The organism is Prochlorococcus sp. MIT 1323 (genome assembly GCF_047304905.1).
Classification (GTDB): Bacteria; Cyanobacteriota; Cyanobacteriia; order PCC-6307; family Cyanobiaceae; genus Prochlorococcus; species Prochlorococcus marinus_D.
The window spans coordinates 576006-601083 of record NZ_CP138973.1 but is presented as its reverse complement, the minus strand read 5'-3'; the positions used below and the strand labels follow the sequence as shown (position 1 = coordinate 601083).

At 42.5% G+C, this 25078-nt stretch carries 18 protein-coding genes; 6 read left to right on the top strand and 12 right to left on the bottom strand.

Annotated elements, in window-relative coordinates; translation table 11 throughout:
* Positions 1 to 20 precede the first annotated feature (20 nt).
* Complete coding sequence (locus SIB68_RS02845; RefSeq protein WP_063400506.1) at positions 21 to 941, bottom strand: branched-chain amino acid transaminase; 921 nt, start codon at positions 939 to 941, stop codon at positions 21 to 23.
* Positions 942 to 1020: 79 nt separating this feature from the next.
* Here SIB68_RS02845 and cobN point away from each other — a divergent pair, with 79 nt between their 5' ends.
* Positions 1021 to 4800, top strand: a complete 3780-nt coding sequence (cobN, locus tag SIB68_RS02840) for a cobaltochelatase subunit CobN (protein ID WP_063400505.1) — start codon at positions 1021 to 1023, stop codon at positions 4798 to 4800.
* A gap of 555 nt (positions 4801 to 5355) precedes the next feature.
* On the opposite strand, the gene SIB68_RS02835 is transcribed toward cobN, so the two are convergent.
* The 4 genes from SIB68_RS02835 to SIB68_RS02820 form a co-directional block, all read right to left on the bottom strand.
* A complete protein-coding gene (locus SIB68_RS02835) occupies positions 5356 to 6012 on the bottom strand; it encodes a PHP domain-containing protein (protein WP_063400504.1) in 657 nt (218 codons plus the stop codon).
* The gene (hemJ, locus tag SIB68_RS02830; protein WP_063400503.1) at positions 6005 to 6592 is read right to left on the bottom strand and encodes a protoporphyrinogen oxidase HemJ; all 588 of its coding nucleotides are present in this window, start codon (positions 6590 to 6592) and stop codon (positions 6005 to 6007) included. Before hemJ ends, SIB68_RS02835 begins: the two co-directional genes overlap by 8 nt.
* 65 nt (positions 6593 to 6657) lie before the next feature.
* A complete protein-coding gene (uvrC, locus tag SIB68_RS02825) occupies positions 6658 to 8661 on the bottom strand; it encodes an excinuclease ABC subunit UvrC (RefSeq protein ID WP_063400502.1) in 2004 nt (667 codons plus the stop codon).
* The gene (locus SIB68_RS02820; protein ID WP_041374810.1) at positions 8618 to 9100 is read right to left on the bottom strand and encodes a flavin reductase family protein; all 483 of its coding nucleotides are present in this window, start codon (positions 9098 to 9100) and stop codon (positions 8618 to 8620) included. The genes uvrC and SIB68_RS02820 overlap by 44 nt, the downstream gene beginning before the upstream one ends.
* A 74-nt stretch (positions 9101 to 9174) precedes the next feature.
* On the opposite strand from SIB68_RS02820, the gene coaD reads away from it, so the two are divergent.
* Positions 9175 to 9648 (top strand): pantetheine-phosphate adenylyltransferase, encoded by a 474-nt coding sequence (coaD, locus tag SIB68_RS02815; RefSeq protein ID WP_063400708.1) that lies wholly within the window; start codon positions 9175 to 9177, stop codon positions 9646 to 9648.
* A gap of 20 nt (positions 9649 to 9668) precedes the next feature.
* Entirely contained in the window at positions 9669 to 10604 is a 936-nt protein-coding gene (locus tag SIB68_RS02810; RefSeq protein ID WP_063400501.1) for a hypothetical protein, read from the top strand.
* On the opposite strand, the gene SIB68_RS02805 is transcribed toward SIB68_RS02810, so the two are convergent.
* The 6 genes from SIB68_RS02805 to SIB68_RS02780 form a co-directional block, all read right to left on the bottom strand.
* Entirely contained in the window at positions 10567 to 11886 is a 1320-nt protein-coding gene (locus SIB68_RS02805; protein ID WP_063400500.1) for a D-alanyl-D-alanine carboxypeptidase/D-alanyl-D-alanine-endopeptidase, read from the bottom strand. The genes SIB68_RS02810 and SIB68_RS02805 overlap by 38 nt on opposite strands.
* On the bottom strand, positions 11883 to 12398 hold the full coding sequence (locus SIB68_RS02800) for a DUF4330 domain-containing protein (RefSeq protein ID WP_063400499.1): 516 nt from the start codon (positions 12396 to 12398) through the stop codon (positions 11883 to 11885). Before SIB68_RS02800 ends, SIB68_RS02805 begins: the two co-directional genes overlap by 4 nt.
* 122 nt (positions 12399 to 12520) lie before the next feature.
* Entirely contained in the window at positions 12521 to 13156 is a 636-nt protein-coding gene (locus tag SIB68_RS02795; RefSeq protein ID WP_074160292.1) for a DUF1995 family protein, read from the bottom strand.
* 37 nt (positions 13157 to 13193) lie between these two features.
* On the bottom strand, positions 13194 to 14393 hold the full coding sequence (locus SIB68_RS02790; protein ID WP_063400498.1) for a cysteine desulfurase family protein: 1200 nt from the start codon (positions 14391 to 14393) through the stop codon (positions 13194 to 13196).
* 191 nt (positions 14394 to 14584) lie between these two features.
* Positions 14585 to 15487: a diaminopimelate epimerase gene (gene dapF, locus SIB68_RS02785; RefSeq protein ID WP_063400497.1), complete on the bottom strand. Its 903-nt coding sequence runs from the start codon at positions 15485 to 15487 to the stop codon at positions 14585 to 14587.
* A 725-nt stretch (positions 15488 to 16212) separates the two neighbouring features.
* A complete protein-coding gene (locus SIB68_RS02780; RefSeq protein WP_063400496.1) occupies positions 16213 to 16587 on the bottom strand; it encodes a hypothetical protein in 375 nt (124 codons plus the stop codon).
* A gap of 2471 nt (positions 16588 to 19058) precedes the next feature.
* Between SIB68_RS02780 and SIB68_RS02775 the strand changes: the two genes are divergently transcribed.
* The 3 genes from SIB68_RS02775 (at position 19059) to thrS (ending at position 22656) form a co-directional block, all read left to right on the top strand.
* On the top strand, positions 19059 to 19640 hold the full coding sequence (locus tag SIB68_RS02775; RefSeq protein WP_063400495.1) for a hypothetical protein: 582 nt from the start codon (positions 19059 to 19061) through the stop codon (positions 19638 to 19640).
* Between the two features lie 11 nt (positions 19641 to 19651).
* On the top strand, positions 19652 to 20515 hold the full coding sequence (locus SIB68_RS02770; RefSeq protein ID WP_074160291.1) for a phytanoyl-CoA dioxygenase family protein: 864 nt from the start codon (positions 19652 to 19654) through the stop codon (positions 20513 to 20515).
* 293 nt (positions 20516 to 20808) lie between these two features.
* A complete protein-coding gene (thrS, locus tag SIB68_RS02765) occupies positions 20809 to 22656 on the top strand; it encodes a threonine--tRNA ligase (protein ID WP_063400494.1) in 1848 nt (615 codons plus the stop codon).
* 321 nt (positions 22657 to 22977) lie between these two features.
* Here the strand turns inward: thrS and SIB68_RS02760 are convergent, their stop codons facing one another.
* Positions 22978 to 24876 carry a hypothetical protein gene (locus tag SIB68_RS02760; protein ID WP_063400493.1) on the bottom strand — a complete coding sequence of 633 codons (1899 nt, stop codon included), beginning with the start codon at positions 24874 to 24876 and terminating at the stop codon, positions 22978 to 22980.
* Positions 24877 to 25078 lie beyond the last annotated feature (202 nt).

The following is a 25078-nucleotide window of genomic DNA, read 5'->3' as shown; positions in this document are numbered from 1 at the left end:
TCGGTTGCTCTTCTCAAGAATCAGTCATTAGTCATACAAATACGTGTTATCCAGTGCTCATAATCCTTATCACGTCCTTGAGTTATCTCGATTAGACGGTCTCGAAGAGCATTCATAATCGGTCGCTCTGCAGCCAATGTGGTTGATTCAAGCTGACGTATAGGCGTGATTTTTGCAGCTGTTCCCGTAAGGAACACCTCATCAGCAATAAATAGTTCCGTTTTGTCCACAGGGCGTTCAATCACAGATAAGCCCATCACCCGTGCCAGTTCAATGACACTTGATCGCGTGATCCCTTCCAAAATGTCTTGATCAACACCGGGGGTAATCAACTGACCTTCCCTGACCAGGAATAGGTTCATCCCACTTGCTTCACTGATCTTGCCTCTGCTATTGAGCAACAATGCTTCATCGAATCCACTTAAGACCGCTTCCGTTTTGGCGAGAGAGCTTGTGATGTAAGCACCACTGATCTTGCCCCGTAGCGGCAGTGAGCGATCCTCTTGGCGCGTAAAGCTACTGATCCGGCAGCTCACGCCTTCTGGAGATAGGTAGTCGCCAAGTTCTAGACCATAGATAAGGAAATCAGTTTCAATATTGTGGAGTCGAGGGGCAATGCCTAGATCACTGGTATATACGAATGGTCGCAGATAAATGGGAGTGGTTGGTCGATTCGCCTGCAACATCGCCTCAAGCGCTGACAGAATTCTTGTCTCGCTGAGTTCCGTCAGCAACAATCGAGCACTTTGACTGAGTCTTTTGGCATGACGGTCTGCCCTAAAGAGCAACATGGTGTTGCTGTTTTGGGGATCAGGTATGGCACGCATGCCCCCGAAAGCGCCTGTGCCGTAGTGCAAAGCATGCGTGGCGACAGAAATCTTGGCTTCTTCGAATGGAACACAAGCTCCCTTGAACCAGGCATAAGGCAGGAACTGATGCATTACTTGGATAGGGCCCTAATAGCCAAATCTTCTCATTACCTCGTCTCACACGTGGCATTTTCCATCAAAGAATGAGCCAATGCATCGATTAGCAAGCCTGCCAGGTGAAGGACCAGCCGAGGAGGTGATTCTCGTTGAACAACCACAGGCAGAAATCCTTCTACTGACAAGTGCGAGAACAGATATTTCCACTCTTGCCTCTGTTCTTGAAATTCCATCACAGCAGGCGTGGAACGGTCGTATTCGCGCGCTACCACTCGCCGCTCTTTCCCATCCAGCTCAGGTAGATCACTATCTCGCTACGACGGCAGCAAATGCCCAGCTCATCGTTGTGCGCCTTCTTGGTGGTCGGGGTCACTGGAGCTATGGGCTTGAACAACTCGGGATTTGGCAACAACACGCCTCGTCTCGTCAATTGCTGATTCTTTCTGGCACTACTGATTTGGATGTTGAGCTTCATGCCCTCGGGAGCCACCCCATCGCATTGGCTGATCGGCTCGCTGAGCTGATGCGTGAAGGTGGTGTGGACAACATGTTGATGTTTCTGCGAGTCATTGATCAACTTCTCGTAGGCACTTCCATCGATCTTGATCACATCGTGTTGAAAGCGATGGTTGACCCTTCACCATGGGATTGGCGAGATGAAGATGGACCCAAGGTGGGAGTTGTGCTTTATCGCGCCCTTTCTCAGGCCGGAGATCTTGCCTTTCCAAAAGCCCTTAATACGCAACTTCGTGCACAAGGATTAGTCCCGCGTGCTCTCTGGGTCAGCAGCCTTAGAGATCCTGCCGTTCAGCAAGGCGTAAAGCATTTGCTTAAGCAACAGAACGTTGCTGCAGTGATGACGACCACCTCGTTTGCATCAGTGCAGTTTCAAGAAGCTGGGCTTGGTTCAGATCTATGGGAGGCCTTGGATGTACCGGTTGTGCAAGTACTCAGCAGCGGTCGCTCCCGCAATGAATGGATCAACAGCAGTAGAGGGTTAGACCCTCTAGATCTTTCATTGCAAGTCGTTCTGCCAGAGCTAGATGGGCGGATCACTTCTCGGCCTGGTGCTTTTCGTTCAACTGTGCAGGCGAATGCCTCACTCGCAACAGCTGTACAGGTCATGGAGCCTGATGATGACGGATTGGCATGGGCGGTCAGTCATGTAAAGGCGTGGATCAAGCTTCAACAATCTCAGCCAAACCAACGACGCATCAGTCTTGTTCTGGCCAATTACCCTGTCCGCGATGGGCGACTTGCTAATGGAGTAGGGCTGGATACTCCTGCAAGCACAGCGTCCATTTTGGGGTGGTTGCAAGAGAGCGGACATGACCTCGGTTGCAATCCGATTCCTGCCGATGGCCAGGAATTGATGAAACATCTACTCAGATCGCGTACCAATGATCCAGAAAGTCAAAACCGACAACCACTGTCATATCTCTCACTTTCACAGTATTTGAAGTGGTGGAAAACCCTGCCAGTAGAAGCATGTGAGCCGATTGTTAAGCGTTGGGGGTTACCTGAACAAGCTGAGGATCTCGAAGCCGATGGTTTTGCTATCCATGGCATGCTTTTTGGACAGGTTGTGGTAATGATTCAGCCGAGTCGTGGCTACGACAGCAATGAAATCGCTGACCTTCATTCACCCGATCTACCACCACCTCATCGATATCTCGCTCAATATCTTTGGATGCGAGAGGTACATGCAACCAATCTGTTGATACACGTTGGTAAACATGGAAGTGCCGAATGGTTGCCAGGTAAAGGTGTCGGTCTTAGTCAATCCTGCTATCCAAATCTTGCTCTTGGAGCAGTACCACATGCTTATCCCTTCATTGTTAATGACCCTGGAGAGGGATCTCAAGCCAAGCGTCGTGGAGCTGCTGTGATCATTGATCACCTCACCCCACCTCTTGGTCGAGCCGGACTTCATGGAGATTTACTTAGGCTTGAGTCTTTGTTGGATGAATATGTCGAGGCTACACAGCTGGGAGCGAAACGAATGCAGAAACTAGAGGAAGAATTGTTGAATCTTTTACGCTTAAATAATTTTCCTGGGCTTCCTGAGGTCTTTGATAAATCAGAAAGTTGCCGTGATTTACTGATAACAAGTTTTGAACAAGCTGAGGCCTATCTTTGTGAACTTAAGGAGTCTCAAATTCGCACAGGTTTGCATCGCTTTGGTCAGGCACCATCTGATAAGAGTGCTATTGAACTTCTTCTAGGAATAGCACGGTCACCTTCTTCGGATCAGCCAGGGCTAACACAAGCCATCGCAAGGCGCCTCGAATTAAACTGTGATCCCTGGTGTGATGAAGAAGGTGAGTTACTTTCTAGCCATGACAGTAAAGTTTTAATCAGCTTTGGCCTTGATAATGCTCGAAGAAAAGGCGATGCAGTGGCCTGGATCGAAGAACAAGCTTTGATGTTTTTAAATGTTCTTCTAGACAAAAATCAGATTGAAAAGAGGAAGGGAAATGATCAAGACTTACTTGTAAAGCCATTACGAGATTGGCTCAAGTCTGCTAAAAGTGATCCCCTAATTTCACGAATCGAACATGATCTCTGGCCTCGGCTTATCACTAGCCCGAGGAAAGAACATGAAGCACTCCTAAAAGCTGTTTCTGGACGCCGTATAGCAAGTGGCCCTTCTGGAGCACCAACTCGTGGTCGCCCGGAAGTTCTTCCTACTGGCCGAAATTTTTATTCAGTTGATCTGCGTGGACTACCTACAGAAGCAGCTTGGGACCTGGGGCAGCGAAGTGCTGAACAGTTGTGTGACTTACATCTACTTGAACATGGCGAGCCACTAACTCATCTTGCTCTTTCTGTATGGGGAACAGCAACTATGCGAAATGGCGGCGAGGACATTGCGCAACTGCTGGCATTGATCGGTGTTCGACCTGTTTGGGATGGTCCCAGTCGGCGAATGATTGATCTAGAGGTGATCCCCTTAAGCCTTCTTGGACGTCCAAGGGTTGACGTGGTCCTAAGGATCTCAGGTCTCTTTCGTGACGCTTTTCCCCAACTTGTGATTTGGGTGCATCAGGCTCAAAAACTCATCTCAAATCTAGAAGAAGATGAAAAATTAAATCCCTTGGCAGCAACCACGCGCAAGCACGGACCTCAAGGCAGAATCTATGGCTCTGCTCCAGGGGCATATGGCGCGGGGCTTCAAGCATTAATTGACTCTGGCTCTTGGGACGATCGTTCTGATCTTGGCGAGGCCTATTTGAACTGGAGCCAATGGCGATATGACAGTGCATCTAATCCAAGCCTTGATCGAGAGGGTCTTGAGCGCAGCTTGCAGGATGTGCAGGTCGTGCTTCACAACCAAGACAATCGCGAGCATGATCTCCTCGATTCAGATGATTACTACCAATTTCACGGTGGATTAGCAACTGCTGTGGAAGTGATCTCAGGTCAACGTCCCGAACTTTGGTTCGGCGATCATTCTCGACGGGAGCGTCCAAGGCTCAGTCGACTTGAACGAGAAATCGACAAAGTTGTACGTAGCAGATTGTTGAATCCACGTTGGATCGAGGGTATGAAACAACACGGATACAAGGGAGCTTTTGAAATGGGTGCAAGTTTGGATTATCTCTTCGCTTATGATGCAACGACTGATCGAATTCCAGACTGGTGTTATAGCGCTCTATGTGAGCAATGGCTAGAAGAAAAAGATATTCAACGTTTCCTCCATGACAATAATCCATGGGTTCTTAGAGATATGGCCGAACGCTTGTTGGAAGCCGCAAACCGTGGCATGTGGGAATCAGCATCGCTCGACAAGATATCAATACTCAAACAACTTATTTATACTAGTGAGGCTCAGATTGAATCAAGGCCCGACGATTTTTTGCCGGTTAAATGATCCCCTGAACAATAATAAACATACACATTCCTCTAGACATTATATTCGAATCGAATCCCGCCTTTTTTTCTTTTATGGGTCAATATTAACAGCATGGAGAGTAATTCATTAAGGGATTAATTGATGAGCCAATGCCTTACGATATGTTTGATTCCTCACCAATCGGCTCATTGGCAAGGTCATAGTTATGTCAAGCTCTGGATAAGTAATGCATCCAGCTGAAAAGGTTTAAGAAAATGATCGAGCAACTAAAAGATTTATAACGCAATGCCAGGCATCCATTGAGAAATCAAAGCCTATCTTTTGAGATACCATCGACTAACCATTGAGAGTTATTATTAATAAAGGCCCTGAATGATATTTTAATGCTGGATGGGGACATTAATGCCAAGCTAATGCCATCAAGTAACACCTCTTTGTTGCCCTATTTGCAAGCTTGTTTCAGAGATTTTATCGATTGTAAGTTGTTGTCCTATACATGTTAAAATTACATTAATAGGTCAATGATTAAGCTTAATCTGAAAATCATAGTAATACTAATGAGATAGATGGGATTTATCGTCCGCTGAGGTCAAATCCATGTGTATCAGTTCCACATGTACGCATCAGCCCAAGACCCTGCAACTGATGATCGATTTCTTCACAGATGAATGGTGTTGGATGCCAATTGGTCTGAAAGTCGTAGTCATACCATGCTTCACCAGCATCGAAGCCAAGTTCAGCGGCTGCTTCTATAAGCAGAGCATGCCGGACGCGGTATCGAGCTGGATGGGCCAGAACTGCTAATCCTCCTGCTTCATGAATCGCCTCTTTTACAGCTTTAGCCTGTAATGACCCGCCGGTTGCAGAGTTATTTTGGCAATAAGTGTGAAGAGCACGATGCCCAACCTCAAAGCCAAGAGCAAGGACATGGACAAGACAACCTTTCAACAAGCAACTGATTTCTAAACCACTCCAAAGTCTTGGAACTGGTAATCCTTGATCACTTCGCCTAGCAAGCCATTCGTTCATGGGCTGATGGGCCTGAGTGCTGTGGTGATCTGTGACTGCTATATGTTGCAAACCTCTTTCGCTTGCTTGCGCAATTAAAAGCTCTGGCTCAAGGCTGCCATCACTGCAAATAGTATGACAGTGAAAATTCAAAATATTTGGACAACTCTGAGGACTAACACCCAAGAGGATTTCCCTTAGAGGATGCGAAACATTAGCCATTATTTATCGGGCTTTCCAATTGTCGACTAAGTCTTAATCGTCTCCATCGTGCATAAAACTGAATTGATGCCGCCATAAACAGCACAAGGCCAACGATCAACCAAGTAGCTGCACCTGTTGGAAACTGGTTTTTGAAGACAACCAGCATCACTACTAGCACTAAGAATAATGTTGGAAGTTCATTTAGTGCACGCAGCTGACGGCCGCTCCAGCTGCATTCCCCGCGATTTAACTGACCCATCAGCCGATAGCAGAAGATGTGGTAGGCGATTAGCCCAGCCACCAAAGCAAGCTTTGCTTGCATCCAAGTTTGATGAAGCCAACTCGGTTGGGTGATCAGCAATCCAACAGCCATAGAAACGGCAAGAATCATCCCAGGAGTGGTAATGATATTTGCCAATCGACGCTCCATCAGCGTGTATTGCTCTTCAAATGCTTTTTTGACAGTTGGTTCTAATTCAGCTGCTTCCACGTGATAGATAAACAAGCGCACAAGATAAAAAAGGCCGGCGAACCAAACCACAACCCCAACAATGTGGAGGGTTTTGAACCACAGGTATGCCTCGGGCGGAAAGGTCATGGATAACTATCAGCAATCTGCTGGGATGAGGTAGTAATGAGAATTAAAAAAGCGATCCGTCTTGGTCAGGCAACCTCCTCCAACGCCTTATCGGCTTCAGGATGGAAATAGGTCCAAACCTGTAAGGCAAGTGCTGGTCCAAGCCCTGGTGCCTGACTAATTTGCTGGACACTAGCCAACTGAATAGCATCAATGGATTGAAAGTGGGCAAGAAGGTCACGGACACGCCTAGGCCCTAGTCCAGGGATGTCTGTAAGCCGCGATCGGTTCATTCTTACCCCTCTTTGTTGGCGGTGATAACTCACGGCAAAGCGATGTGCTTCATCCCGAAGCCGCCGTAAAAGGACGACACCCAACTGATCAGGATCAGAATCCAATGGTTTGCTTTGTCCAGGTACAAAGATCTGTTCATGTTTCTTAGCCAATGAACAAACGACGAGATCCTCATGAAGGTCAAGCTCTCGTAATGCTTCCATGACTGATGAAAGTTGACCCTTACCGCCATCAATCATCACCACATCAGGCCAATCATTGAGACCATCTGTCTGCAAGGTGCTGCCACTGCAGCGCTGCAGGTTTTCAAAATCTGATCCTTCTTTCTTCACCCTTGCCCAACGACGAAAGCGACGCCGCATAATCTCTGCCATCGCCATGAAGTCATCGCTATGGCCAGATTTGATACTACTACTTTTAATTTTATACTTTCGGTAATGCTGCTTAGCGGGCAGCCCATCGATAAATACAACCTGTGATGCAACAGCATCACTTCCTTGGATATGACTAATATCATATCCTTCGATTCTTCTTGGCTGTGTCGTGAGTTCAAGCAACTGGGCAAGATCCTCTGTTGCCAATTCTTGTTTCTGCTGACCACTCTTCGCACGAGATAATTCAAAGACTGCATTGCGTTCAACAAGTTCTATCAACTCTGCTTTTGCTTGGCGTTGAGGACAACTGATTTGAACACGACGACCACGTTGCTCACTGAGCCAATCAACTAGTAATTCTTGCTGAGGTAATGAGTGTTGAACAAGAACTTCTGGCGGGATTTCTACAGCATCTACTTGACTGTAATGTTCTTCGATAACTCGCTGAAGTACACTTCCAAGCGTTTGATTGACTGCATCAGCAGTAAAGCCAAGACGATTAACAAGTTTACCTGCACGCATCTGAAAAAGCTGAACTGCCGCTACCCTGTGATCGCTTGCAATTGCAAGTATATCTCGGCTTACGCTTGAATCTGGTAAGGTCATCTTCTGTTCTTCTGTAAGTTGTTCTAACCCTTTAATCTGATCCCTTATGTTAGCGGCTGACTCATAGTCCATTCGATCTGAATAACGTTCCATTTGATTCTCAAGCAAAACCTTAAGCTCTTGATTCCTGCCCTGAAAGACCATCGCAACTTTGCGAAGAACTTGATGATAATCCTTTGATGTGATCTTCTGCTGGCATACGCCAGGGCAACGTCCAATTGAATAGTTAAGGCACGTACGATCCTGGTGCAATGGCCGTGGTCGTTGTCGCAGCGGGAACGAACGCTTGACTAGAAATAGGGTTCTACGTAATAGTCCTACATCTACATATGGTCCATAGAATCGGTCATTCTTATTCCGGAAACGTCTCCTTCTCGTGATAAAGATACGTGGATATTCCTCGCTCCATGTTATGCACAGATATGGATATTTTTTGTCATCTTTTAACAACACATTGAAATGTGGTTGTTGATTTTTGATCAAGTTAGATTCCAGTACTAAGGATTCAGCCTCGCTATCAGTAACGATAAATTCAATCTCAACAATTTGCCGCACCATCAATCGAATACGAGGCCCATGATCACTGCTACTTCGGAAATAACTTCTTACTCGATTTCGCAAACATTTTGATTTACCCACATATAACAACCTGTCTTCTCCATCACGCATGAGATAACAACCAGGTTCAGCTGGAATCTCCTTAAGCCTTTGCTCAAGTCTATTTTCATCCTTTAGAAGGATGGTGCGCTGAGAAGCGTTGATCAAATTATATTCAACCGCCGTATGACCAACCCGTTGAAGCGAGGTTAAGCGCATCCCCATCCTGATTTAGATGGGCTGATCTCACTTCTCCGACGAACACAGTGTGATCACCATGAACGACCTGGCCCACAAGTTCACACTCAACTCCTCCAATAGCATCCTCTAGTAGGGGTAGACCCAATTCTCCATAACGAAAGGGGGCTGACTCAAAGCGCCCTCCCATCGCCGACTGAGGCTTGAAGAAAACTGCCGCAAGTTCTTTCTGATCAGCCCGAAGCACATTGAGCGAGAAATGCTTCGTTCGTTCAATGATTCCATGACTGCTTCCCTCTGATCGAACTGCCATAACAACAAGGGGAGGTTCGAACGACCCTTGGGTCACCCAACTTGCTGTAAAGCCGTTGATTTCATCACCTTCGCGGACTCCACAAATAAAAAGACCATGGGGGATTTTGCGAAGCAAAACCTTTTTCGCTTCTAGATCCAGTGCCATTGAGCATCTCATCAGATCTACCAACTCTAAGCAGCACCTCTCTGCATAGGATCCAGAGGTGGTTTGATTGGATCATGAGGGCCCTTTACCCAGGCAGCTTTGACCCTTTAACACTTGGTCATCTGGATTTGATTGAGCGTGGCTGCGCACTCTTCGGCGAGGTTGTGGTAGCGGTTTTAAGCAACCCTGCCAAAACGTCAACATTCACCTTGCAACAGAGGTTTAATCAGATTCATATGGCTACAGCACATTGCAAGGGTGTAAGTGTGATCAGCTTTGAAGGCCTCACAGTGAGCTGTGCTCGTCACAATCAGGTTGATCTGATCCTGCGTGGTCTTCGGGCCATGAGTGATTTTGAGTATGAGCTCCAAATTGCTCATACAAACCGCTCCCTGGCTCCTGATTTTGAGACAATCTTCCTTGCGACTGCAGCTCATCACAGCTTTCTCAGTAGTTCTATGGTGAAGGAAGTCGCCCGTTTTGGTGGCAATATTGATCACATGGTGCCTGCGGTGGTGGCACAAGACCTCCACAGGTTATTTAATTGAGCTTTAGTACTAAAACTGTGATGAGCGAGCCTAGGTTCACCGTTCTCGAACAGCTCGACCAACTCGAAGAGATAGTTCTGGAAGGCAGCCGTATCCCCTTTAGTGGCACTCGCCTAGTGAATGAACAGGAAGCGATCGAAGTGCTTGATGCCGTTCGAGAGACCCTCCCTGGGCAAGTGAACCAGGCCGATCAGTTGCTCCAAAAACGTGATGATTTCATCACAACTTCGCGAAAACAAGCCGAAGAGATTGTTCAGCAGGCCAATCAACAGCGCGAGCAGTTGGTCAATGCAGCTTCCATTCGTCAAGAAGCGGAAAAACAGGTTGCCGAGCTTCGTGATCAGAGCCGCCAACAATGCGAACAGCTGCTACAAGCAACCAGGCAGCAATCTGCTCAGCTGGAACATGAGATGCAGTCGAAACTTGCTCAGCTTGAACAGCAGTTCTCTAGCCGTCGACAGCAACTTGAGCAGGAGGCCCTGGAGCGTCGACAACAACTGGATCGTGAAGCCATTGATATCAAGAGGCAGCTGACCGAACAGCACGAACGCAACCGTCAACAAGCAATTCAAGAACTTGATCAGATCAGATCAGAGGGATCACGACTCCAGAAGGAAGCTCAGAACGAAGCTGAACGGCTACATAACGATGCTCTTCAGTTCAGGCAGCAAACTCACCAGCAATGTGAGTCCCTTATTCAGCGCAGTCGTCAAGAAGCTGCCGGTGTCCAGGACGGAGCAAACCGTTATGCCGAACAGACCCTTGGAGAACTTGAGCAGCGCCTCAAAGAAATCGCTCAAGTCATCATTGCTGGTCGCCAAGAGCTGGTGAAAATCCAAACCATCAGCAGTCATGACAGTCGCGGTTCAACTGACCAACACACAGACAAGGCCGTGCCGATCAACCGGGGGCGTAGAGCTACTTCGAAGTTGAGAGCGATGAAGAACACGGGCTGAAGCGTTGGGTAGCCTTCAACAACAATCCGATTGTTCTATTTGGTGAGCTCGCGCCATTAGCTATTGCACTCACGTAGCGGGGTCCATCTACTGTCTCAAGAATTCCTGAGATAGAACGCACTCCATTGAGAGTGCCTGTTTTTCCCCAGAATTTCCCTTCTAGGGAAGAACCTCTAAACAGTTTGCGCAACGTTCCACGCTGTCCGGTGATGGCCATTGAGGCTTGATAGTAAGGAGCAAGAGGGTGATGTCCCATACGCATCAATAAAGTCGCCAGAGTTTGGCTGCTCATTCGGTTGTTCCTTGAGAGCCCGCTGCCGTCGGCTATGCGTAGTCCTGTCAGAGGAAGATTTTGTCGTTGCATCCAGCGCATAGCCTCCCTGGAGGCAATCCTCACATCCCAGCTTTCTGCGGCGTGTCGAAGCAGTACCTCTGCTGTGAAGTTATGGCTCTCCGCATTAGCAAGACTCACCAAGGCATGCATCGGTGCGGAATCTTCCTCATGAAGAAGAACGGACTGGGCAGAACTTGTCTTCACATGGTCGTGGTTGACAAGACTTAAGTGAGCTCTGCCTCCCTGCCGATGTATTTCGCGCTCCAGCAAGCGTTGTAAACGACCAATTGGATTCGTCACAGCCACATCAAGGGCATTGCTTGTTAGTGCAAGACGGGTGATAGGTGCTCCATAGGCATAAATACGGTCAGCTGGGTGCCAATCACTGGGCCACCAGCGTCGTTGAGGCTCCTCACGGATCAGTAATTGGAGATCGTCGTGAGAACGAAACGTGCGCGAACCACCCTGACCAAGAGCTGCCATCGCAAAGCGTTGTATCTCTGTGACACCTAGATCAGGATCTCCTTCACCACTGATTTCAAGTACTCCATCAGGGCGTCGCAATAGTTGGGTGCGCAACTTGAAATCAGGGCCAAGTTTATCGAGCGCAAAGGCCGTTGTAATCAACTTCTGATTGGAGGCTGGAACTTTGGCAACAGTTCCGTTGATGTCAGCAAGGAGCTGACCATGACGATCTACGACGCTCACGCTCCATGCCGATGAGCCCTGGCCGAGTAAGGATTTGAAACTCCTTTGCAAGGAAGGGCAGAGACGCCCAGATTGAAGAGAAGGCCAGCCCTGGACAGCAACTGGTGGGGGTGGTGCAAGAACAGTTGGTGCTGCACTCACATTTGAACCGATCAGGATTCCCCCAGCTCCAAGAATTCGGATCAACAATTGAGAATGGTTTCTCTTAGCGATCTTGGAACATGCAGGGAGAATCCTCATTGAACACTGACACCACTCACGGTTCCGTTGATTCGATAGCTGGATCCCTCTAGCTCAACTGGTGTGCCAATTTTGAGTTTTGTTCCAGCTAACACAACTCCCGTCTTGGAGACTGTGCCGTCACCTTCAAGTATGAAGCGAGCATCAAGAATACTGTTGGCAGCCAAATTGGGATCCGTTGCGATGACGACAGAGCCGTCTGGCTGGACTGCCACGAGCTTGCTTCTGAGGTCTTCGATGCCCTTAAGTTTCAGTGAACCAGCAGGCTGATTGCGTATAACGATACTGGTGCTGCCCTGGGCCAAGGCCGCTTCGATCAGTGCATTGGGCTCAGCTGTAGGCACGTTGCGAACATCGACAGAAACCTGCACAGGCCTCATGACGCCTGCCGCCCTGGCCAATGAATGACTTAACTTCGGACTCCACAACACACCCCCCAGAGCGATGAGTGCCACGATTGCGGCAATCCCATCAATAGGGGTGAATTGTTTCAAAAGGGTTTGGCGACTCATAAAAACTCTTCAGAGCTGCACCATACGGAGACCGATCCGATTGATCAAGTCAACCAATGGTCTCTCAAGCGATGCAAACAATGAACTGATTACTGTTGTCTGTCTTATGTCCCCTTGATGTTCTAAGTGCCAACAAGAGCAGCGTCGATGGCTTCAGCATCTGGACGCTGGTCGAAGGTCGTCGTCTCTCGATACCCATCAACATCAGCACGAAACAAGATCCATTCGCCTGGGTGCGAACGCATCAACGCACCAGACTCCAATGGTTCAAGCCAATAGGCCTTACGCCATAAAGATAAAAATCCTCGTCTACGTTGTCTAGCAACGCCTCCAATTCCTACAGCACTATCTTCCAAACGGCCGTTCAGCATGACAACAGCACCTGAATGTTTGTTGCAGAGGAGTTCAAACTGCTCGTAATCGCTGGGTTGTGGTGCAACAACCAAAAAGATACGATCATCATCTTTTCCATTCTGGTCAGTAAGCAAATCATTGATTGAAGAGATCTGATTAGCAAGTTCAGGAGCATTGTGTTTTGCCAGGGCGGCACCACCCATATCAGGCCAAACAAGAACAATCTCAAACCCATCTTCTTGCAGATTCTGCATCAGGCGCAGAGCCACGGGCATCAATTTCAAGCCCTCAAACTTCAAGTTCACCTCCCATCGCCCCAGGGGTTGATCCTTTAAAGAGGTTTGTAGAGCCTCCAAAACCATGTTCTCGGCAGCGAGGAGGTCAGCGGGAAGAGTTTTTATCACAGGCTGGGGTGGATGATTTAAGGATTAGATGTAAGGCTCATTCTGGCGATGCTGCTGCAATCATGGCCTGCTGCAGAAGATCAGGGATCTGATCCAACTGTGTTTCGTCTAACCATGAACCCAGAGAGAAACGTAATCCTGACTGAAGCCACTTAGGTTTGATCTGCATGGCCTGTAGGACAGCACTGTTTTTTGGTTGCCCTGCCATACAGGCACTACCGCTACTTGTTGCCACGCCAAGTCGTGAAAGTTCTCGCACAACAGCTCTACCAGAGATGGGCTGGTCATCACCTGATCCCACAAGCATGGATATATGGTGAGGCAAACGATTGATTGGATCACCGGTGAAGTGAAGTCCAGGCAAGGTCTGCAGGTTGATTCTTAACGCGTCACGCATTCTTTGAACTTTGACCTGATCGGCCAACTCAACATCAGCACACCTTGGCCTGGATAGTTTCAAGTGTTCGAGGGCCATCGCCATGCCTGCTACTAAGGCGACAGATTCTGTACCAGCCCGAAGCCCCTGTTCTTGGCCACCACCACCCTGTAAAGGTTGTAAAACATCTATCAATTCAGGGCGTAATAGAAGCAAACCAATTCCCTTAGGACCCTGAAACTTGTGTGCTGATGCGCTAAGTAAGTCTATCGGCAGATCAGCCCAATGCAGTAGACCCTGACTAAGAACTTGAGTGGCATCAGTGTGAAAAATAATGCCCCTTTCCTTACAAGCTAAGCCAATCGTCTTAATGGGTTGAATCGTACCGACCTCACTTTGACCCCAGATGATTGAGACCAATCGTGTTGGCGGAGCAAGCATCAGATCTAGATCCTCAATTTTGACGCGACCTAGTGGATCAACAGGCCAGTAACACACCTCCCAGCCCTCATGCTTGAGGACCTGAGCTGCTGCAAGAACAGCAGGATGTTCTACCGCTGAAATCACTAGACGGCCCGACTGCATGGAACGAGCCATGCCCAAAAGGCCTAAATGAATAGATTCTGTAGCCCCCGAGGTCAACACCAGCTCAGTTGAGCTGGCCATAAGGCATGAGGCGATCACCTGACGACTGCGTTCAAGTAATTCAGCAGCGATCAGTCCTGGGCCATGAAGACTCGAGGGGTTACCCCAGACACTCTCCTGAACTTCCAAGATGCGTTGAATCACCTCAGGTCGAGGCGGAGTCGTTGCACAAGCATCCAGATAAATTTCAGATGGGCAAGAACTAGATCTGACCATCCTTTCCTAGAACGAATCGAGTGTGATGGCCAAATGAATCAAAAGCAGGAGTGATCATGCTCTCTAAATAGGGACTAGGTAAACAATCATTCACCGTTTCAAGGGAATAAACCTTAGGATTTTTATCTTATCCAAGATAGGAGTCTTTATTAATTCAAGAGCTATAAATGGTTGTAGACTATTCGATGTGTTCAAATAATCTGATCATCTTGAGGTAAGACCTCAGCATGACTTGGTGTGAGAAGAGGTGTTAAAACCCCGTCAAAGACAGGTTCAGCGGGTCCAGTCATAAAAACAGAACCCCTGCGCCCTGGCCAACTGATCTGTAACACACCTCCTGGTAAAAGAACCTCCGCATGGTCATCAGAAAGTCCTAACAAACAAGCGGCTACAAGAGATGCACAGGCTCCTGTCCCACAAGCGAGGGTTGGTCCCGACCCACGCTCCCAAACACGAATTTCAAGTTGATTCGGGCTGTGTATTTTCAGAAAATGAACATTTGTTTTAGCTGGGAAGGCGCGATGTTTTTCAAGTCTTTGTCCCCAATTTTCAAACGGAATACTTTCAAGATCTTCAACAGGCACGATCACGTGGGGATTACCCATTCCTACAGCTGCGACATTCAATGATGTATCACCCAAGTGGCACTCGCCCTGGGGCAATCCAGCAGAACCGATTGTCAGGGTTGTAGGTATCGATTTTGGATCTAAGAATGGAGATCCCATATCGACGCAAATTTGTCCATCTTCCTGCAAAATTGGAGAAATTATTCCTGCTAGGGTTTCTATGTTCCACCGCTGAACACACAAATCTCCGTCGATATCAGCCAAGAAACGTGTTAAGCAACGGATGCCATTGCCACACATCTCGGCCAGGCTTCCATCAGCATTGAAAATTTGCATTCTTAGATCACCATCAGCGCTAGGTGGTAAAGCAAGAATCAGCCCATCAGCTCCAATCCCGAAGTGTCGATCACAGATTTTTCGTACCCAGGCCGGACCAGGATTGATCACTTGTTGATTGAGCTGATTCTCGCGCCCATCAATCAGGAGGAAGTCGTTGCCGAGTCCGTGATATTTGCTGAAACTTAACATTTAACCTCTACAATTAGTACTAGCAGTATGGCGTAGAATCTATTATTAGCATAACATGAGGCAACATGCTGGACCAGACGTTAATTAATATGCGACATGCAAGGAATAAAAATATTGTATATTTCCTTAAATGTATCTATATTTGCGAAAAAGATTAGTCTTTTCAAACATACTCATAGACAATTAATTGCAGAAAAAACATGATATTGAATGAAAGCTATTGAAAGATATTTGCAATAATACTCTAAACAAAGAAATTATACAAACATTCCAGTAATAAAGGGCTAAATATTGAACATGGTGAATTATTTAAAATAATTTATTGAAAAAGGATTAGAAATAATTCTTAAGGGTTTAAGCGGTCTGTTATTAAGTAATTTTATTCGAAGATTAAATAGCTTTTTGGTATGAGACATATTATATTCTTAGCATGAGACAATTTATATATATTGTTATATGTATATCTAATTACGCATCTCTGAGGATGGATATTAACTGATTCTGAGTAAGCTTAATGGCTGGAATAGATATGTTGACATTTAAAAAATTAAGAGACAAGCTGTAGAATATTTTTTTAGTAAGTAAGATGATATAGTCTATAGCTTATTTTCATGGTGAAGATTGAAGTCAATTAAATGATAATATATTCAAGCTAAAGTATTATTGTATTATGCTGGGTAAATAATAAGGAGGTAAAATCATTAAATATATTGTGGTGATAGTAATTACCAGCAGAGAACAACATCTCCAAACTGATGCCGATTGCTGTTTATTTTTATATTTTTGGCAAGGCTTGGGGATTTACGGCTTAGCTTTAACCAGGAGAATACACTCATTGAATTAATACGCCTGCTACCTCCACCTGAGATAGATATAAGGTCAGCCTCTTGCAGTTCTTCTGAATTTGATTCATCGTCAAAAAAAGATTCATCAACGGTAACATCTATGGGTTGATTTAATTCTTGCTCGTTGATAATAAAATCAAACTTTCTTGCTATTGAAACGATTTGCTCTGTTGTCATTGAGTCCCCTAGCTTGCGGACTTCATCTTGAATTGATGGATTGGTGGCAAGTTGCTTGTAAAAATTCTCAAATGACATAATTATAAAGTTGATTAAACCTAAAATACACCGAATTCATAGGGGGATCATAAAGTTCCTTAATTATTTAACAATCTGAAACCCCTAGATGCTTTTTATTTATTGAGAATTGTGTTTAATATAATCGAGTTAAAAATTATTTAGTTAAGTGAATCTTAGTTAAAAAAATTACCAATATGATTATTTTGAAAAGGTTTTCACCAGCAGAGCCACCCACCTGCACAATCCAGTCTATTGATGTTTATTTTTATACTTTTAGCAAGTCGAGGAGCTTTACGACTTAGCTTTAGCCAGGAGTATGCACTAAACGAACTAATACGTCTGCTTCCTCCGCCTGAAATAGATAAGAGCTCAGATTCCTCCAGCTCTTCTGAATCTGATTCATTATCAAAAAAAGATTCATCTACGGATACATCTAAGGGTTGATTCAAATCTTGTTCATTGATGCTAATAGTATGCTTTTTATCTACTGATACGATTTGCTCTGTAGTAATTGAGTCCCCGAGCTTTCGAATTTAATCTTGGATGGTTGGATTGATGGATAGCTCCTTGAAAAAATTATCAAGAGATATGGCTAATTTAAGTGATTAAATAAATATGTTACATCGAAAATATTGACGTGCAATAAAAGCACTTATTTCTTGATATATATTTGCTTCACGTTTTGTATTTCGATGTGAATCATTAAATAAACTACTATGTCAGATGAAGAATCAATTTCAAATTATTCATATAGCAACTTTAAATTTAAGCATTAATTTCTTGATCATATGTATTGTTTTAAGAGTTTTTAAGATAAATCTGTTGCAATAATAGTTTGCGCTATTTTAAAATTAGTAAATCCTTGCAAAGAATACAATGCGAACCCACGTTCCCTCCAATGAAAACACATCCGAAGGTTATGCACCTATTTATTATGCTACAAAAGCAAGGTTTGAATCAATCTTTGGAAAGCGTGATCTAAAAGTTTGGCCTGCCGGAGAACAAACATGCTCAGATTGCTATAGTGTGACACCAGCCTTAAGGACAAAACTTTAACCCATACTAGTTAATTTCAATCTTCTTATTGTAGAAATCATTTATGCTTGTTAAACTAAAGAATTTTTAAAAAATCATTGTATTATCTAAAGCATTTGAATACACCATTATTTTTTATATGTGTTAGTAGCACTATTCAATATAGGAATACATAGTAATCTCGATTTGCATTAGCAGAGGTAACTAATCAGCTCATGGAAAATGGAATAAGATATGTTAACAAGATGCTAGCAAACAAATGCCTGAGTTAAATTAGAAATAGTTAAAAAAGTATCTAATGCGTACTCACCTTCCCTCTAATGAAATCACAGCAGAAGGATACTCACCTATTTATCACGACACAAGAAAAAGATTCGAAGCAATCTTTGGAACCCGTGATGCAAAAGTCTGGCCTGCCGCTGAACAAACATGCTCAGGTTGCTACAGCGTCTCTCCAGCAATAGGCTCAAAACTATAAATCACTCTCTTTGTTTAATTACAGCGTACATCTAATATATTTAGTGCATTCATTATAAATCTATAAAAAATATCCACTATACATGTCATAAATAGTTAAATAATGACAATTTTTATTTATTATATAATATATTTATCCAATCTAGTAATATAAATATCACAAATGTTCACTTCTTTCCCAAAAGACAAACATGATAGCTCTATAGAAAAGTTTATTTACTAATTTAACCTTTCCAGTTTTAATACTTTCATATTAGTAATAATAAATCAATAAAGATATAAATAAATATGATTTTATGATCAACTGTTCTTAATTTATGATATTCATACTTTACACATTGCAATATGTACCAATTATCCCCTAGACTTTAATTCAGACAACCTCTTAAATAACTTTATTTTGTCTTACAATGTCATTTAAAATTTAATTCGATTGTGACGACTACAAGCTTCGAAAGAATAGTATAATTTATTGCTAATGTACCGATAAATTAATGTACATATTTTGTACTTATGTTTTAATTTGAATAATTCCTATCCCTCGTTTGCATAAGTATAGTGTAGATAATTAACTTGATGAGTTATATGATATTATTAATAATAATACCGAAATCACAAAATAATATTCAAGAAACTAGCTTCTATAATTAAATATGATTGATAAGATTAAATTTTAACTTGTGCAATAATTTTAAAGGAAGTGCTTGATTAGAGATTTTATTATTGTTAAGCAATTAACCAAGAAATGCCATGTTATTTTAATAGCTAGTTAGTGAAAATTCTATACATATGGACTCTTAATGATTAAGAATAAATTTAGCATGCACAGATGTTTGTTTAAATTGCTAATGGGCTGAATATTTGATAATGAATGTAGCATGTTAATACTCTATGATGAATTACTCTTTACCACTTAGTAACTTGTGTAGTTGAGGTAGATACCAGTAAAATAAGATATTATTCTCAGGTTCAAAGTTATGGACAAAATCCGGTTGGTTGCAGAGCCAGGTTCATTAGTTACAAAATGCCACGCCAGTAAGGTAAACATAACCTCTGAGTTAAACGATCGTCTCAAACTCCTTGAAAATTTTGATTTTGGCTTCTTATTACTTGGACTGAGCCCTCGAAGGCTGCTCCGCGATGGGCGATTATTTGATAATGAACAAGTACTTCCAATGCTTCTGTATTTTGCTCAATGGGACAAGCATTGTCGTTTTTGGGCCTCTGAAATAATGCGTCAATGGTTAGTATTTAATCCATCTCAAGGAGAATTTGAATCAATAGTAGATGATAAAGCTGTTGAATTTCGTGACTATTTCTATGAGAAATATGCTATTCCACTTATCGAAGAGTTTCGAATGTTTGTAGCCTTATGTATGCTTTATCCGAATGAACATAATGCCCCTTCTGGACCTGTTGATATGATATGGCATAGCTTTATACTAAATACAGAGGAATATTGGGAGTTTGGTAGAATAATTTGGATAGGTGCACCACACATGCCTCCAGAAGTACCAGAAGAGCAAATTTGGGCAAAAGAAAATACTCTATCAATATAACTTAGTATCAAGTGTCTTTATCTGTAGACGTCCCTCATCACCCATACGCATCAGAGTTCCATAGATTTTCTATAAACCCTAATGCTTATAAAGAACTTAATGATATTGACAATAAGGTATCTAGCTTTCACGAAGATGGATATCTAATTATAAGGCAACTTCTTTCCTCAGATGTAATATCTATATTGAGAAGTGAAATCGATAGAAAATACAACCATCCTGCAACAACATCGGGCGAGCTAGATGATCAGATAAGGAATAAGTTAGCACTTATGCGTATGTTTGAATTTTCCAATATTTTTTTACAGATATTAGCCTATAAGCCAATTCTTAACCTTGTCGAACATATTTTAGGAAATGATTGCCACGTGATTTCACAAACAGCCCTGCGCACTAACTCTTATTGCGGAATAACACGGTGGCATATTGATGGGGATTTATACTTTGATAAGCGGTTTATTCCTGAAGGTAAATCTTACATGCCTCAAACTCCATGCTTTAGTCTAAGTGTAAACATTGCACTTTCCCATTTTTCCGATGTAAAGTATGGACCTACAAGATTTATACCAGGAAGTCATCGTTTTGGTTATAAGCCAACAGGCGAGAATAGTCAAGAGGTAAATGGTCTTCATCAAATCACATTCGATGCTAACGCTGGCGATATATTGATATTAAACCATCAAACATGGCATTCAGCCCACCAAAATACTACAGATAATATACGTTATCTCCTTTTAACTTCATATGGAAAAAGATTTATACAGCAACGTTTCTATCCATTTATTAACTATACCCTACCACAACATGTTACTCATTCATTAAATGAGGTTACGCACCGATTGCTTGGAGGTCATCAAAAAGGTCCTCTAGGTTAGTAAAGATCAAGAGCCCTCTCAACCGATAATTGTAATAGTATTTCAATAAATCACCTAATAGTCTGAATACTGATGACTAGATTTTATTTTATCCTAATCCTATTAATCAGTCTTAATAGTGTTAACTCTATCAGTATTTATGGAAATAATTAATCCCCTTTTTTTTGTAAGCCTAATTTCTTCTATCATACTCATTATTTTTCCTACCTAAGTCGTGCCACAATGACCCGCCTAGGAGCTAAGATTTGTCTGTAAGTCGGAGTATCTGTTAATTCCGGCACTAATCGGTGGTCATGATGATTAGCATTGAGTCGAGGCGACATTCTTGCGCACATGTTATGGCGGCTGCTATACAGCAACTGTGGCCAACAGCTAAATTTGGAGTTGGACCGAGTATCTCCAATGGATTCTATTATGATGTATTATTTCCTGATGCCATTAAATTTGATGATTTAGCGACGATTGAACGTCTGATGAAGAAAATTAGACGTGAAAAACGAAATTTTATTCATAAGCTATGGTCAATCGATGAGTCAGTTAATTTTTTTACACAAAAGAAGCAAACCTTTAAGCTCGAGCTTATTGAATTACTACGTACCCGTGGAGCCACCTCGATTATTGAAGAGACAGGAGATACTAATGTTGTTTTAGACACAGATACTTTAACTGAATTAAGTATCTATGAAATCGATGACTTCGTAGATTTATGTAGGGGGCCACATGTTGAGAATTCCGGTCAGATAGGCCAATTTAAGCTACACCGACTTGCAGGTGCTTACTGGAGGGGAGACGAGCGAAATATTCAAATGCAACGTATTTATGGACTTTGTTATCAGTCAAAAGAAGAACTTCTAAATGAAATAAATCGATTAGAGCAAATTAAATTGCGTGATCATCGTCGTGTTGGCAAGGAAATGAAGTTATTTCACCTTTCTGAAAAAGTTGGTTCTGGGTTGCCGCTCTGGCTTCCAAACGGAACTGCCATTCGAGATGAACTTGAGAATCTCGCAAAAGAATGTGAAAGAAAGGCAGGCTACCTAAGGGTATCTACTCCACATATTACAAATGAAGATCTTTATTATGAATCAGGTCATCTTCCTTACTACAAAGATGATATGTATGCTCCGATCGAAATCGATGATAAAAGGTATTACCTTCGGCCTATGAATTGCCCTCACCACCATCACATATATCTAAGTGAAACTAGATCTTACCGTGACCTACCTTTACGAATATCTGAATACGGACAAGTCTACAGACATGAAAAATCAGGTTCGTTGTCTGGGATTGTCCGAACTCGAGGGTTTTGCCAGAATGATGCACACATTTATTGTTCATTGCAAGATGCTAAGAACGAATTTAAGCAAGTCATGATCATGCACGCTTGTTACTACGACATGTTCGGGATAGATGATTTTCATATGCAGCTCTCTTTGCCTGATTTAAGTAAACTCGATAAATATATAAACGAGCCTCAGAAGTGGTTGGATGCTCTAACAATAATTAGAGAAGCTATGGAGGAGAGCGGATTACCCTATCAAGAAGCAAAAGGTGAAGCAGCCTTTTACGGTCCAAAAATAGACTTCCTAATCAAAACTGCCACAGGAGTTGAGTATACGATATCTACTAACCAGCTAGATTTCTTAGCGACCCAACGGTTTAACCTTACGTATACAGGAGAAGATGGCGAAGATCATCCCGTATATGTTATACATCGAGCCCCACTTGGTTCTCACGAGAGATTTATAGCATTCTTAACCGAACATTATGGAGGAAAGTTTCCTTTCTGGTTGGCGCCAATCCAACTAATAATTATTCCTATTTCAGATAGGCATCTAGATCATGCACGGATATTGAAAGAACAACTGCAAACACAAAGAGTCTTTAACGGGTCTCTAGGATTTAGGGTAGAACTTGATGATTCCAGTGAGCGTATGCAAAAGAAAATTAGGTCTGCAACTCTTTCAAAAATACCAATTCTTTTAATTATAGGAGACGACGAAATTAAGTCCGGTTCATGCTCCATCCGGTTACGAGACGGAACAGATTTTGGTGCAATTAAGATAAACGAAATCATTGATGTTCTCCGTCAATCAGCTGAGGAGCGTTCAGATGCTGTATTTTTAAATTCTTGGGGATAATTTTTTCTCTATAGAAGTAGACATGCAAAGTAAATGATCTCTACTTATTAATTTTTTTATTTTTCAGCGTAGCCCGATTACACGTCTATGACACATTTGCTTGAATTTCTTGTTTCTATTATGCATATAGCCTCTTATATTATTATTACTCGATTTCCCTAATGATAATTCAATTAGATTTACAATGTCCCCACTCTCAGAAATCACTTCATTAGTTTTTTCTATATTCGATTTCAATAGGCTCTTATTCTGATTATTCACTACAACCTTATATACCTATATTGTATAAACCTATCTGATTATATAGAGCTATCCAATTTATTAATAGATATTTATACTCTTGTTGGGTCTCCAATATCTAGCGGCTATAGCTATTCCCTTACAACATATTACCACTGCTGACAATCTAACTGTTCCTGGGAGTTTACATTTAAGTCTTAATGGAATCTTTCTGAGTAATTGATTTTTACCATTGCAGGGCCAAGGCAAAACAATATTATCGCTCACATTACTAGATCCAATATGTATGATCCCTTGATTTGGAGACTCAGGTAGTGTGCCGTTTATACACATTGTATTAGATGAACCTATATCAATATGAAAATCAATCTCAGGATATGTATCTTGGATAATACCACACGCTGGACATATGCAAACTCTACGAGAATTAAGCAAAAGTTTATCAAAATGTCCCAACCACTCGTCCATATTCCGGTTACACACAGGACAACAACTAGTTGTCTCATGAGTAACATAATCCGAAAATGTAAGCCATAGTTTGGATAAAATGGTATCTCTTGTATCAAACCAAGTCAATATGCTCTTGAAAAGTTTTCGTCTGCTATCAGCATTAGGGTTGATTCTGTATTCTTTAAGAATAGAATATGTTTTTTTCATCTCATTGTTATCATTAGGCTTATTAGAATATTGCATTTGTATCCTGATAATGTTCATCAGAAAATCGTAAAAGTCGTCTTCCTTTTTCTTCAATGATACTCTTTTTATTCCTATCTGTTCTTGTGTCCTTTCAGCCATCTCATTTCGATAATCGATTTCATCTATTTCTTTCTGCTTAGCATTTGAAGAATTAGTAGAGGATTTGCATGGAATAACTTTTACTGCTGGATCTCCAAATAACACTAGCCTATGAAGTATGCTTGGATAAAAAGTATTTCTTTTCTGTACTCGATCAAGAGCCTTACCAACAGATAAAGAATTGGACAGTTCTGTCGAAATTGTTTCGAATGTTGCAGCATTTGCTGGCACAATTGACCAACATGTTATGAATGCTCCAATTTTATAATTTTCATTAAGTCTTATCGCTATCCCAAATCTTGGATCAGCTAGAGATCCTGGCAAGAGTAATCCAGAACAAATCCCCAGAACAAGTACTCTCCCTCTAAGGATTGAAGTATCTATTAGTTGCTCATCTAAAAGAGCCTCCTCTATATTTGCTCCAATTCTATGGCAGTAGCCTTTTTCAAGGCAGAGCGGTATATTTTCATTTGATTTATGGTTATAAACGTCTTTCTGTGTACAAAGAATGGCATTCCCCATAAACGCATCAATACCATCAGAATGACTTAACAAAGTAACAATTGGAGCTCCTTTGTTAATAATGGATCTAAGTTCAGCATTTATTACAAGACTACCAGCAATAATTTTATTCTTCTTCTTTATTATTCCTTTTTTTTCAAGTGGCCTTATATCTATTATAAGATTATTATCATTTACTGGGCCGCATAGCTTTGCTGCAGCAGATGAAACAAGAACTCGTAAATACAAATCTTCTTTTTTTTCTGATGCAACTAAACCTATTATTGCCTTTTCTTGATTAATTGCGGCAAACTCCAGTAAAATTGAATCTATATATTCTATTGTTGTCACAATTACCTCTGGCCGTCTTCCTTTGTAATCTTGGGGGATATCTTTGATAAGGCATACATTTCGATTTGTTAGGTGAGAATATATTATTGCTTCATTAAAGTTTTTTATACCAATTCCAAGTACCAAACCTTTTCTAAATCTCCAAGTAGCTGGTTCGACTTGACTTGCGTCAACTTTGTGCATAGAACCATTGAATTCATTTGTTATAGCTCTTAAAGCTTTAAGTTCGATTTCGTTTCGAACCTGCCAGACGGGCATTTTCGGTCCTTTTGTCACAAGGTTTTGTTTTGTTAAGAAAGTCGTATAATTTATTATTGGGATTCCACGAGGCATGAATCAAATCTGGCGTTAATTAATTTTATAATCTTAAGTCAAGTAATTATGTATGAGATCTATCATTCATAATTTATTCCAACCATGCATGAGTTCATCCTTAATTCTCCTTTTAGCTATATTTAAAAAACTTGCCTTGATAATAATTGTAACTAAAAAGCTCTCCTGTATTCAGCATTTCCTTGTTCTCCCTTCCATTTGA